7 protein-coding genes are annotated in these 13319 nt (G+C 73.5%); 2 read left to right on the top strand and 5 right to left on the bottom strand.

The window, feature by feature from the left end; genetic code table 11:
• Positions 1–56: 56 nt before the first annotated feature.
• The 5 genes from ABZ823_RS00190 to ABZ823_RS00210 all read right to left on the bottom strand — a co-directional run bounded on the left by ABZ823_RS00190 (position 57) and on the right by ABZ823_RS00210 (position 9791).
• On the bottom strand, positions 57–2312 hold the full coding sequence (locus ABZ823_RS00190; protein WP_361651999.1) for a bifunctional glycosyltransferase family 2 protein/CDP-glycerol:glycerophosphate glycerophosphotransferase: 2256 nt from the start codon (positions 2310–2312) through the stop codon (positions 57–59).
• 165 nt (positions 2313–2477) lie between these two features.
• Complete coding sequence (locus tag ABZ823_RS00195) at positions 2478–3386, bottom strand: carbohydrate ABC transporter permease (RefSeq protein ID WP_361652001.1); 909 nt, start codon at positions 3384–3386, stop codon at positions 2478–2480.
• Positions 3383–4726 carry a sugar ABC transporter permease gene (locus tag ABZ823_RS00200; RefSeq protein ID WP_361652003.1) on the bottom strand — a complete coding sequence of 448 codons (1344 nt, stop codon included), beginning with the start codon at positions 4724–4726 and terminating at the stop codon, positions 3383–3385. Before ABZ823_RS00200 ends, ABZ823_RS00195 begins: the two co-directional genes overlap by 4 nt.
• 7 nt (positions 4727–4733) lie before the next feature.
• Positions 4734–6122: an ABC transporter substrate-binding protein gene (locus tag ABZ823_RS00205; RefSeq protein ID WP_361652004.1), complete on the bottom strand. Its 1389-nt coding sequence runs from the start codon at positions 6120–6122 to the stop codon at positions 4734–4736.
• Between the two features lie 159 nt (positions 6123–6281).
• On the bottom strand, positions 6282–9791 hold the full coding sequence (locus ABZ823_RS00210; RefSeq protein WP_361652006.1) for an FHA domain-containing protein: 3510 nt from the start codon (positions 9789–9791) through the stop codon (positions 6282–6284).
• A gap of 453 nt (positions 9792–10244) precedes the next feature.
• Between ABZ823_RS00210 and ABZ823_RS00215 the strand changes: the two genes are divergently transcribed.
• Positions 10245–11882 (top strand): serine/threonine-protein kinase, encoded by a 1638-nt coding sequence (locus tag ABZ823_RS00215; protein ID WP_361652008.1) that lies wholly within the window; start codon positions 10245–10247, stop codon positions 11880–11882.
• Between the two features lie 201 nt (positions 11883–12083).
• Complete coding sequence (locus tag ABZ823_RS00220) at positions 12084–13316, top strand: serine/threonine-protein kinase (RefSeq protein ID WP_361652009.1); 1233 nt, start codon at positions 12084–12086, stop codon at positions 13314–13316.
• Positions 13317–13319: the final 3 nt, after the last annotated feature.

Raw genomic sequence — 13319 nt, forward strand, 5'->3', positions numbered from 1 at the left:
AACGGCCGGGTGGGGGTGGGTCTGCGCGGCATGCGGAAACTCCGGTGCTCAAGGGGTCACAGGCGCTCGGCGACCGGGACGGGACCTCCGGGCGCCGGGATCGTGGCAAGCGGTACGGCGGGCAGGCCCGCGGCGGCGGAGGGGACCGGGTGCCGACCCGCCGGAGGGACGACCGACGGCAGCCCGGCGCTCTCCCCGAGCACGACCCGGCGCACGATCCGCTCGGCGGCGCGCCCGTCGTCGTAGGGGCAGAAGCGCTCGCGGAACGCGGCCCGCAGCCGCGACGAGCGTGAGCCGCACCAGTGGCCCGTCGCGAAGATGTCGATCAGCTCGTCCTCGCTGTGCGCGACCGCGCCCGGCGGGAAGGCACGCACGTCGAAGCAGGTGCCGCGGGCCGCCTCGTAGGCCTCCCAGTCGTCCGCGTACACCACGATGGGCCGGTCGAGGTTGGCGTAGTCGACCATCAGGGAGGAGAAGTCGGTGACCAGCGCGTCCGAGGCCAGGCACACCGACTCGACGCTGGGATGGTCGCTGACGTCGATCAGCCGGCCGCCGGTGGCCCGCGTCAGCGGCTCGCCGTACGAGGGATGCGCGCGGGTCAGCAGCACGAAGCGCGGGCCGAGCCTGCTCAGGAAGCGCTCCAGGTCGAGGCCGGGGCGCGGGCCGCGGCGGTAGTCGCGGCAGGTCGGCGCGTACAGGATCGCCACTGCGTCCGCGGGGATGCCGAACGTCTCACGCAGCCGGGTCACGTCCGCCGAGGTCGCCCGCGCGAAGATGTCGTTGCGCGGAAGTCCGTACTCCAGTGTGGTGAAGCGGGACGGGAACACCCGCTCCCACACCAGGGTGGAGTGGCGGTTGCCGGATACGACGTAGTCCCAGGTGTCGGCGGAACGCAGCATCCGTGAGAAGTCGGTGTCGCGGGCTGCGGCCGGACGGTCCTGGAGGTCCAGGCCCATGCGCTTGAGCGGGGTGCCCTGCCGGGTCTGGACCAGGACCTGACCGCGCCGCTTGACCAGCCGCGGGTCGAAGTCGGCGTTGTGCACGAGGTACCGGGAGCGGGCCAGCGCCGTCCAGTACGCGGCCGAGCCGGGCCGCAGCGGGCGGGTGGCCGCGGGAATCGTGTGGTGGTGCTCGGGGAGGGCGATCCACGCGGTGCGGATCCGGGGGAACAGCCTGCGGAACGCGGACTCCAGGGCGGCCGGATTGCAGCCGTACCCGCCCGAGGCGTCACGGGCGAAGACGGCCCGGTCGGCGCGCACCGGGAGGCTGAGCTGGACGCGGTAGTGCGCCCGCAGCGCGGCCCGGACCCACCACCGTCCCGCCCGGGCGGCCAGACGCCGGGCGCCGCGCGCGAGCCGGGAGGCCAGGGACAGCAGACGGAAGGTGCGGTGCGCGCCGAGGCGGACCAGCAGCCGGCGCGGGCCCAAGGGGGTGCCCGGGACGCGGTGGCGGCGGCAGTGGTCTCGGGCCAGCCGCAGAAACTCGGCGTGGCTGCCCCGGGGCAGACGGCCGCGCCGGACGAAGACCGTGGCCAGGTGGTCGACCATGCGGCGCAGCAGCACGGGCCGCCAGCGCTCGAGTTCCGGATGCGCGTCCAGGTGCGCGAAGACCCGGTCGTACTGGTCGAACACGTCGAAGTGCTCACGGCTGGTCGAGCCGAGGATGCTGCCCTGGCGGCGCTGGCGGTAGTGGACGCAGACCCGGTCGAGGGTCGCGATGGTCTCCGCGGTCAGCAGCACCGGGAACGTCCAGGGCGTGTCCTCGTAGTAGCCCGGCGGGAAGGTGAAGCCCTCACGCTCCACGAACTCCCGGCGGTACGCCTTGTTCCACGCCACCATCAGCAGCGAGAGCAGACCGGGCCGGTCGTCGAGGCGGAAGGGTGCCGGGCCCTGCTCGGTCAGCAGGCCGGAAAGCCGGTTGCGGACCGTCCTTCCCGTCCAGTACGTGCGGGCGTAGTCGAAGACGAGGACGTCCGGTGCGGAGGTCTGCTCGAGCCGGTCAGCGATGTCCTGGAGGGCGTCCGGGGTCAGGCTGTCGTCGCCGTCCAGGAAGAGCACGTAGTCGCCCCTCGCCTGCGCGAGCCCCGCGTTGCGGGCACGGCCGAGTCCCACGTTCTTGGGCAGGTGCAGCGGGCGGACGCGGGCGTCGCGGGCGGCGAACTCGTCGATGACGGCGCCGCAGGCATCCGGCGAGCAGTCGTCGACGGCGATCACCTCGAGATCGGGATACGACTGGTCCAGCACGGATGTCAGGCATTCCTCCAGGTACGCCTGAACCTTGTACGCGGGAACGATGACACTGAACCTGGGCAAGGGGCATCCATGGGTCGGCGCGGGCATACTGCCCTAAAACGGCCGATGGAGTGGTTTGGTTACGCCCGGTTGTGACGTGCGGGGGAACGGCGAAGGAAACCCCAGGTGAACGGTGTGGGGTGGACCGCGGTGCGGTCCACCCCGTGAACTGCCGTACGGGTGACGCTATTTGACGGCACCCGCCATCACACCCGACACGAACTGGCGCTGGAAAGCGAAGAACACGGCCAGCGGGATCACCATCGAGATGAACGCGCCCGGCGCCAGGACGTCGATGTTGTTGCCGAACTGCCGTACCTGTGTCTGCAGGGCCACCGTGATCGGCTGGGTGCCCGACTTGGTGAACACCAATGCGACCAGCATGTCGTTCCACACCCACAGGAACTGGAAGATGCCGAGGCTCGCGATCGCCGGGCCGCCCAGCGGCAGCACGACCCTCGCGAACAGCCGCAGTTCGCCCGCGCCGTCCAGGCGGGCCGCCTCCAGCAGCTCCCGGGGGATCTCCGCGAAGAAGTTGCGCAGCAGGAACACCGCGAAGGGCAGCCCGAAGCCCGTATGGAAGAGGATCACCCCGAACACCGTTCCGAACAGGCCAATTCTGCCGAAGAGTTCGGCGATCGGGATCAGTGCCACCTGCACGGGTACCACCAGCAGACCGACCACGCCGAGGAACCACCAGTCGCGGCCCGGGAACTCCATCCAGGCGAAGGCGTAGCCCGCCAGGGAGCCGATCACCACCACCAGAACGGTCGCCGGGACGGTGATCAGGACCGTGTTCACCAGGGAGTGGGTGATGTCACCGTTCTCCAGCAGCTTGCGATAGCTCTCGACGGTCAGCTGCGAGGGCTTGCCGAAGACGGTCCACCAGCCGGACGCGCTCATCTCCGAGGGGGAGCGCAACGAGGACAGCAGCAGGCCGATCGTCGGCACCAGCCAGAACAGGCCGACGACGATCAGGAACACACGGACCAGACCGCCGCCGACGCCCTCCACGAGCCGCGCGCCGAGGGAGCGCCTCGCCCGGACGACGGTGACGGGCGCCGCCTTCGGCAGACTTCGGACCTGCGTCGTCATCGCCTGACCTCCCGTCGCAGCCGACGGATGTTGAACAGCATCACCGGAATCACGAGCAGCAGCAGGAACACCGCGATCGCGCTCGCGATGCCCGGCTGGTCCTCCGAGAAGCCCTTGCGGTACAGCTCCAGGGCCAGGACGTCCGCGTCGTCCTGGGACGAGCCCGGCGGGACGATGAAGACCAGGTCGAAGATCTTCAGCACATTGATCATCAGCGTGACCGTGACCACGGCGAGCACCGGCGCGAGCAGCGGCACGGTGACCCGGCGGAACACCTGCCACTCGTTCGCGCCGTCCACCCGCGCCGCCTCCAGCAGTTCCCGGGGCAGCCCCGCGAGCCCGGCGGCGATCAGCACCATCGCGAAGCCGGCCCACATCCAGACATAAGCGCCGATGATGGCGGGCGTGACCAGCGACGGGCCCAGCCAGTCCACACCGTTGTACGGCTCCTTGAAGTTGCCCGCCGGAAGCCGCAGCCGGGCGCCGTCGGCCCGGGCGGGCAGCGTGAACGTGCCGTCGGCGGAGGCCTTCGTCGAGGCCACCACCCTGCCGTCCTTGACCGCCTCGATCCTCATCCCGGCGTAGCCGAGCTCCGACGGGTCCACCGCGCCGAGCCTGCCGACGCCCTTGCCCCGCGTGAAGTCCTGCCAGGTGGTGCCGGTGATCCTCCCCGGCTCGGACCCGGCCGACGCTGCCTTCTTCGCGCCGCTGGGCATCTGGTCGGGGGCGACACCGACGAGAGGCAGAGCGACCGGGCGGCCGGTGTGGACGGTGCTCCTGGTGATGAAGCCGCCGCCCTGTGCCACGAGGGGCGACTCGCGGCCGGGGTGTGCCTTGGGGAACGCGGACGACTGGGCGAAGGTGTCGTGGATCCCGACCCACGCCGCGTTCGCGACGCCCTTGTCCGGATCCTGGTCGTACACCAGCCGGAAGATGATCCCCGCGGCGAGCATCGAGATCGCCATCGGCATGAAGACCACCAGCTTGAACGCCGTGCCCCAGCGGACCCGTTCGGTGAGCACCGCGAAGACCAGACCCAGCGCCGTCGAGACGGCCGGTGCGAACACCACCCAGATGATGTTGTTCTTCAGGGCGGTGCGGATGCCGTCGTCCGTGAACAGCGCCTTGTAGTTGTCGAATCCGGCGAAGCCGCCCCCTGAGGTGTCCGCGAAACTGCGGACGACCGAGTACCCGATCGGGTAGACCACGAGCGCGCCGAGCAGCACCAGGGCGGGCAGCAGGAACAGGGCCGCCACGGTCTTCCGGGTGCCGGTCACGCTCTTGCGACTCTTCGGTGCGGCGGGGGCCGCGGAGGCCCCCGCCGACGGGGCCGATGTCATCGCCGGGTCAGCTCCCGCTCCCGTACGCCGCCGCCGCGTCCTTCTCCAGCTTCGCCTGTGTGCCCGCGATGTCCGACGGGTTCTTCAGGAAGTCCTGGAGGTCCTTCCACTCGCCCTTGCCGGGCGTGCCGCCGAAGGCCTGCGGGGCCTGGTCGGACATGTCGAAGCGGAAGTCGTCGCCGGCCGCGATCAGCGCCCTGGCCATCTTCCGCTGCACCGCGTTGGGATACGCGGACAGCGGGACCGCCTTGTTCGGCGAGAGATAGCCGCCGAGCCGGGCCTGGATGGACGCCGCGTCCGGGGAGGCCAGGAAGGTGACCAGTGCCTGCGCCGCCTGCGAGTCCTTCAGGACGACCGCCGCGTCACCGCCGGAGACCACGGGTGCCTGGCCCCCCACCGCCGGGAACGGGAACACCTTCGCGTCCGTGCCCACCTTCGCCTTGGTCTCGCCGATGTTGACCTGCGCGAAGTCGCCCTCGAACACCATGCCCGCCTTCGGCTGGGTGCCTCCGGTGAAGGTCTGGGTGACCGAGACGGGGAACTCGGTCTGCAACGCGCCGTCGGGGCCGCCCGCGATGTAGTCCTTCCTGCCCCAGATCTGCGCCAGCGTGGTCAGCGCGTCCTTCACGGACGGGTCCGTCCACTTGATCTTGTGCTGGGCGAGCTGGTCGTACTTGTCCGGGCCCGCCTGGGAGAGATAGACGTTCTCGAACCAGTCGGTGAGGGTCCACCCGTCGGCGCCGCCGACGGAGAAGGGGGTGACCCCGGAGTCGTAGACGTCCCGGGCCACCTTCAGCAGGTCATTCCAGCGGGTCGGCTCCTTGGTTGCCGCGCTCTCGAGAACCTGTGCGTTGTACCAGATCAGGGACTTGTTGGCGGCCTTGTAGTACGCCGCGTACTGGGTGCTGCCGACCTTGCCGATGTCCTGCCAGCCCTGGGAGTAGTTCTTGCCGATCTGCGCCCGCGCCTCGGGGCCGAGGGGCTTGGCCCAGTTCTTCCGCACGGCCTGCTTGATGGCGCCGGGCTGGGGGAGCAGGGCGACGTCCGGTGGCTGGCCGCCTGCGATCTTCGAGCCGAGGAAGTTGATGATCGGGTCCTGGGCGGGCACGAAGGTGACCTTGGCGCCGGTGCGTTTCTCGAACTCGGCGAGCACCTTTTTGAAGTTGGCCTGCTCGCCGCCGGTCCAGACGGCGGCGACCTCCAGGCTCCGGCCGTTCAGCTTGGGGAGGGTGACGGTGGTAGCGGTCTGCGTACCTCCGCTGCTCTTGTCGCCGCCGCTCTTGCCGTCGTCGCCTCCGCCGCAGGCGGTGAGCGAGAGCGCCAGCGCTCCCGCGACGACGGCGGCCGCGGTCCTGGCGGCCCGGTGTGTCCGGATGGTGCTGCTCGTACTGCGCATCACTGCCCCGTTCTTCGTTCCTCGTCGAACGTCGAGCGCTGTCCCGTGCGCTCTGGTGTACGCGGGGTCGATCGGGGCGGCAAGAGCGCCTGCGCCGTCAACGGGGCGATCGTGACCGCCTCGTGACGTGGGGTCAGCATGCCCTCCGGGCGGCGCGACCTACAACAGCGAGGGCACCTCCGTCGCCGACACCGAGCGGGCCGCCCTCTCCAGCGCGCTGGCGAGCAGTGCCAAGTCCGTGGGCCCGTTGCCCAGTTCGCGGACCGGGCGGCGCGCGGGCGGGTCGCCCATGCGGTGCCACTCCAGGGGTACGACCGTGGGGCGCAGGGTCGCCGTACGGGGAATGCGTCCGGTGATCCGGCCCCCCTGGAAGGGGGTCACTCTGCCGTCCGCGGCCGTCAACCGGCCACGTCCCGGCGCCGGTTCGTCCGGCCCGGGCGTCACCTCGTCCAGGACGATCCGCAGGGAGGCCGTGCGGGCCGGCTCCCACTCCGCCGTCCGCCCGCCCGGGCCCGCGGCGGCCACGAGATGCACCCCGAGCCGCTCCCCGTCCCGGGCCACCGCCTCCAGGGCCCGCACGACCGACCCGGCCGCCTGGCGACCCGGTGCGCCGAGCGCGGGGGACAGCAGCGCGTCCAGGTCGTCCACCAGCACGACGAGACGGGCCATCGGCGGCCCGGGCTCCGACCCCTGCCGCGTTGCCGCCGGCCGCAGGCGCAGGGTCGTGCTCGGCGGAGAGTCGAGATCGCCCGAGGCGGAAGCACCCGTGCGCTGCGGGCCGATCCGTCCCGACAGCTGCCGCTGGGTGTGCCACTCGGCGAAGCCGAGCCGCCCCAGCAGCTCGGCGCGGCGCTTCAGCTCGGCGCTGAGCGACTGTGCGAACTCCCGCATGCGGACGGGTTCGTTGGCCGCCAGGTAGGTGGTGACGTGCGGCAGGTCCGTACAGACCCGAAGGCCCTCGCCGTCGGCCGCGCCACTCGGCCCGCAGCCGCCGCCCTCGACGAGCACGATCCCCAGCCGGTCCGGACGCTCGGCCGCCGCGAGCGACGCGGCGATCGAGCGCAGCAGCTCCGTACGCCCGCTGCCGGACGGCCCCTCCACCAGCAGGTGCGGTCCGTCGGCGGCCAGGTCCACGCTCACCGGGCCCCGGGGCCCCGCTCCGAGCACCGCCCAGGCACGTCCGCCCGGCGAGCTCGTGTCGTCCAGCGCGTCGGCCCAACGCGCCATCAGAGAAGCCGGGGTGGCCCGCGCGAGGCCCAACTCGTCCAGCAGCCGCGCCGACTGGGGCAACGGCGCCGACACCCGCGGGTGCCGGTCCCCGCCGCCGTCGGTCCGCAGCGGGGCGAGCGCCCGCGCGAACCGCTCCGCCCACGCCGGGGACACCGCGTCCACCGCGGCGACCGTGCCGTGCCCCACGGGGGCGCGCGGTCCGCGCGCGGAGTCCGCGCCCCCTCCCGGCGCGACCCGCATCAGCCGCAGTGCCGTCGCCACGTCACCGCACAGCAGCGCGACCGCCCCGCACTCCCGGAACGCGGGCGAGGCAGCGCACGCCGCCTCGTACGTCTCCGTCACCGGGGAGGCCGGTGAGGCGGACGGCGCCTCGGCCAGGGACAGAACATGGATGCCGGCTCGCGTGCCCTCCTGCGCCAGCCGCGCCACGGCCTCGCGCACATCGGCGCCGCCTGGGTCGCCGTCGACGACCATCACGGTGTACGGCCCGGGGAAGGCGCAGCCGGCCTCCTCCTCGCCCCGCGCCCAGGAGGGGCGGCGCAGAGCACCGCGCACCCCGGGACCGGCGTGCGGCCCGGGGGAGGGGCTGCCCGGGGTCCCGGGGCCGGAGCGGGGGGCGCCACCGGTGTCTTCCGGACTGTGGGTGGTCCCGGGACGGCTACCGGAGGGTGTGTGGTCCGTCAGGTGGTCCTCGAGGCGGCGCAATAGCTCGTCGGTGCGGGCCGTGGCCTGCTCCCGGTCGTACGCCAGCAGAAGGCGGCAGTCCTGGCCGTGGGCCGGGCGCAGATGCGGCAGCCAGCCCAGCCAGGCCCAGTCGGCGGTGCGTTCCTCCAGCGGACGCGAGCGGTCGGCGCTGATCAGGACCAGCTCCAGCGTGTCCGGGGAGTGCAGCGCGGCGAGCTGCGCCACCACAGCGCGCGCCAGCCCCATCAGCCGCGCGCGGGGCCCGGCCAGGCCGAGCGCGCCCACCTCGCGCAGCCCGGCGGTCACCGGCACCGCGGGCAGCAGGCCCCCGCCGTCCGGCGCCGCACGGTCGGCCGTACCCAACCGCACGGTGAGCGTCTCCGGGTGTCCGGGGCCGCGCTCCCACAGCCGCGGCCCGGGGCCGAGCGCGCTGAGCAGCAGCGCCGCGAGGTCGGGCCACTTCTCGGGGGCCCGGGCGGCGAAGGCCGCGGGCGGCGACGTGACCCGGTTGCCGTCGAAGCCCTGCCGTGCGGTGCCGGTCTGTTCGCCGCGGCTCCCGGCGAGGCGCCGCGCCCACGCGGTGAACCCGACGCGCCTGCGCACTCCCGGCGGCACGTCCGTGCCCCGGGGCGGGGTCCCCTTGCGGGTGCCCTCGGCGCCGGGCTCCGGCGCCGGGCCCCGGTGCTCGATCCCCGGGGCTCCGCCCTGCCCGGGCACGAAGGGCGTCGGGATGGGCGGCTCCACCGGGTCGTGCTCCTGTGCCCCGGGGGCGATCCCGTCGGAGGCGCCCCAGGCGCTGACGCCGAAGCCGTGATGGGTGTCTCCGGAGGAGATGCCGTCCGCGGCCCGGTGCTCCGGGCCGTCCGGGGACGGCTGCCCGCCGCCGGTCGCGCCGTCGTGGCCCGGGGCCCCCGAGGCGCCGTCCGAGCCCATGGCTCCTGTGGTCCCGGCGGTGCTGCCGGGGCCCGGGGTCCGCGGGGTGCCGGAGTCCCCGCCCGCGCCGCCGCTCCCCGCCCGGGCGCCCGGCACAGCCGCCCGGCGTGCGGAACCCGCCGGGCTCCCCGGAGTCTCCTCGCCGAGGATCCGCACCTGCCCTTCTCCGTCCGGCGCCGTCCGTACGGACCGGGCCGCGCCGGGCGGGGCCAGCCGCAGGGCTGATTCGCCGAGGCGCAGCAGCGCCCCGGCGACCAGCGGCACCGGGTGGTCGGTCAGCTGCCTGCCGTCGAGCACGGTGCCGTTCGTGGACCCCAGGTCGGAGACCGAGACCAGGCCGTCGGCGGCGACCGTGACCGCGCAGTGCAGCCGGGAGACGTCGGGATCGTCCAGCGGGACGTCCGCGTCGGCGGAGCGGCCGATGCGGACCGCACCGCCGTGCAGCAGATGGACGCCGCCCGCGTCCGGGCCCGCCACCACGTGAAGCTGGGGCGCGTCCTCGTCGGGCTCGGGGCCCGGCTCCGCGGGCGCGCCCAGGGTCAGCACCGCCCCGTCCAGCAGCGGCGGCTCGCCCAGCGTGCAGCGCTGCGGGTCCAGCCGCTCGGAGCCCGCGTACAGCACCAGGGAGCTTGCGCCGGGCTCCCGGCCGCGCTCGGGCGGGGAGGCGCCCCCGGCCGCGCCGACCGCCGAGGCCAGGCCCGACGCCACCGCGGCCAGTGCCGTACCGGCGGGCGCGGTGACCAGCACGTCGCAGCTCGCGGCGCGCGCCCGCGACTCCGGGGGCGGGCCCAGCGGGTCTACGACGGTCAGCCGGATCTGCATTGCCGTCAGCGGTCCCTTCTGCGCGGGCGCCCGCGCAGAAGGGACGGAGCCGCGCCGCGGTCCCCCCACCGCGCACTCCCCCCACCGCACATGAGCGCAGCGGCCAGTACGGAATGCATCCTCGCACCTGCCACCGACAACGTGCCCGCCGCCGAGCATCAAGTGATCTTGATTGGTCGGCTCTGCCCGTAAAAGTGCCTGACCAGTGCCCGGCCGGTGTCCGCTTGAGATCGGTCACGTCCGGCTGCGGCAACCAATGGACCGAGGGGAGCGTCTTTTCTTCGAACATGTACGGGAAGCGGAACGTGAGACGGCCGGACCCTCGTCCGACAGGACAACAGGGAGTGCCGCCTACCGCGGCACTACAGTGGGTCGGAACACGCTCGGCACACCGGGAGCGGTGACCGGAGCCGGCGTACGGACCAGGCAAGCAAGCAGCAGGGAGCGCATGACGTGCGGCCGGTAGGCAGCAAGTACCTGCTCGAGGAGCCGCTCGGACGCGGCGCCACGGGCACCGTCTGGCGAGCCCGCCAGAGGGAGACCGCGGGTGCCGAGGCGGCCGTGCCCGGCCAGCCCGGAGAGACGGTCGCGATCAAGGTCCTCAAGGAGGAGCTCGCGAGCGACCCGGACATCGTGATGCGGTTTCTGCGGGAGCGCTCCGTCCTGCTCCGGCTCACCCACCCGAACATCGTCCGGGTGCGCGACCTGGTCGTCGAGGGCGAGCTGCTGGCCCTGGTCATGGACCTCGTCGACGGCCCCGACCTGCACCGCTACCTCCGCGAGAACGGACCCCTCACACCGGTCGCCGCGGCCCTGCTCACGGCGCAGATCGCCGACGCGCTGGCCGTGAGCCACGCCGACGGCGTCGTGCACCGCGACCTGAAGCCCGCGAACGTACTGCTGAAACAGCACGACGGCCAGATGCACCCGATGCTGACCGACTTCGGCATCGCCCGACTGGCCGACTCGCCGGGTCTCACGCGCACGCACGAGTTCGTGGGCACGCCCGCGTACGTCGCCCCCGAATCGGCCGAGGGCCGCCCGCAGACCTCCGCCGTCGACATCTACGGCGCCGGCATCCTGCTCTACGAGCTGGTCACGGGGCGTCCGCCGTTCGCCGGCGGAACCGCCCTCGAGGTCCTCCACCAGCACCTGAGCGCCGAACCGCGCCGCCCCTCGACGGTGCCCGACCCGCTGTGGACGGTGATAGAGCGCTGCCTGCGCAAGAACCCGGAGGAGCGGCCCAGCGCCGAGAACCTCGCGCGGGCGCTGCGGGTGGTCGCCGAGGGCGTCGGCGTGCACGCGAACGCGGCGCAGATCGCCGCCGCGGAAGGCGTGGCCGCGCTGCTCGCGCCGGACCCGGCCCCGGCGCCCGTGCCCGGTTCCGCCGACCCCACGCAGATCCTCTCGCAGGGCCAGGCCGGCACGTACGACCCCAACGCGGCGACTAGCTTCCTGCCGCACACCCAGGGCCCCGCGGGCGCCGCGGACCCCACGGCCGTCCTGCCCCACAGCGGAGCCGCCGACCCGACGGCCGTCATGCCGCCCGTGCCGCAGCACGAGCCCGGCGGTCAGCAGCGGCCCGAGGAGCCGCACCCCTGGCAGAGCCAGCTGCGCGCGGCCCGGGACCGCAATGAGCAGACACAGGTACAGGCGTACCTCGACCCCGGCGAGGACCCGCTGCGCCGCCGTCCGCAGCGCCAGGTGGCACGCCCGCAGCAGCGCCCCCAGCGGCAGCAGCCGCAGCAGCCGGCGCCCGGGTACGGCTATCCGCAGCAGCAGCCCCAGCAGTACGCGCCCCAGCGGCAGCAGTACGCCCCCGCGCCGCAGCAGCCCCAGCGGCCGGAGCCGCGTCCGGCGCGTGAGCCGCGGCCCCCGCGCCAGCGCAGCGCCAACCCGATGAAGATCCCGGGGCTGGGCTGCCTGAAGGGCTGCCTCTTCATGATCGTCATCCTGGTCGTCGCCGGATGGCTGGTCTGGGAGTTCAGCCCGCTCCAGCACTGGATCGGTTCGACGAAGTCGTACTGGGCGCAGCTGAGCGACTGGTTCGACAAGGTGACCGGGTGGATCGGCAAGCTGGGCTCCGCATAGCGGGGCCAACTGGGCTTCGCCTGCTGCAAGGTTGGGGATTTGTCGACATCTGAGGGGTGATTTCCGCCGCGGCGGTGAAGGTTGCCCCTCCGGACGCGTAGTTTTGTCGACCGGGGCCGGGAAGCCCGCGGCGTCAGCCGCTCGTGCCACGGCCCCGCAACGGCGCAGCGTCGGCAACAGGTGTCCCCAGTAGGAGCAGTCTTGGCACGGAAGATCGGCAGCCGGTACACCGCGAACCAGATCCTGGGACGGGGGAGCGCCGGCACGGTGTGGCTGGGCGAGGGACCGGACGGTCCCGTCGCCATCAAGCTTCTGCGGGAGGACCTCGCGTCCGACCAGGAGCTCGTGGGCCGCTTCGTCCAGGAGCGCACGGCGCTGCTGGGGCTGGACCATCCGAACGTGGTGTCGGTACGTGACCTGGTGGTCGACGGCAACGACCTGGCGCTGGTCATGGACCTGGTCCGGGGCACCGACCTGCGGACCCGCCTGGAGCGGGAGCGCCGCCTCGCGCCCGAGGCGGCGGTGGCGATCGCGGCGGACGTGGCGGACGGGCTGGCGGCGGCGCACGCGGCGGGGATCGTCCACCGGGACGTGAAGCCGGAGAACGTGCTGCTGGACATGCAGGGGCCGCTGGGCCCGGGCGGCTCGCACCCGGCGCTGCTGACCGACTTCGGCGTGGCCAAGCTGATCGACTCGCCCCGCAGGACCAAGGCGACCAAGATCATCGGCACTCCGGACTACCTGGCGCCGGAGATCGTGGAGGGGCTGCCGCCACGGGCGGCGGTGGACATCTACGCGCTGGCGACGGTCCTGTACGAGCTGCTGGCGGGTTTCACGCCGTTCGGGGGCGGCCACCCCGGGGCGGTGCTCCGCCGCCATGTCACCGAGACCGTGGTCCCCCTCCCCGGCATCCCCGAAGAGCTGTGGCAGCTGCTCGTACAGTGCCTGGCCAAGGCACCCGCGTCCCGCCTGCGGGCCTCGGAGCTGGCGTCGCGGCTGCGGGAGCAGCTGCCGCTGCTGGCGGGGATGCCGCCGCTGGAGGTCGACGAGCCGGACGCGGAGCCGACGGAGGAGCCGCTCGAGGCGGCCGCGCCCGGGGAGCCCGCGGTGGCCAGGGTGCGGCGCGGGGCGGTGCCGCTGGTGCCGGGGGCGAAGCCGGACTCCAACCGTGACACCCATACGTCGATGCGGGTGCCGGGACCGGACGAGCTGGCGGGCGGTGCCCGCGGCACGGCCCGCGCGCCCCGGGCCACGGGAGCTCCCCGCCCGGGGTCCGCCCGCCACCGCGCGCAGGCCCGCCGCCGCCGGATCGCGCTGGGCGCGGCGGCGGCGGCGCTGCTGGCGGCGGTCGGAGTGGGCGCATGGCTGGCCACCTCGGGAGACGACGGTACGGACCCCTCGGACACAAAGAACTCGGCCCCGGCGTCCCCCTGACCT

Source organism: Streptomyces sp. NPDC047079 (genome assembly GCF_040643755.1).
Lineage (GTDB): Bacteria > Actinomycetota > Actinomycetes > Streptomycetales > Streptomycetaceae > Streptomyces.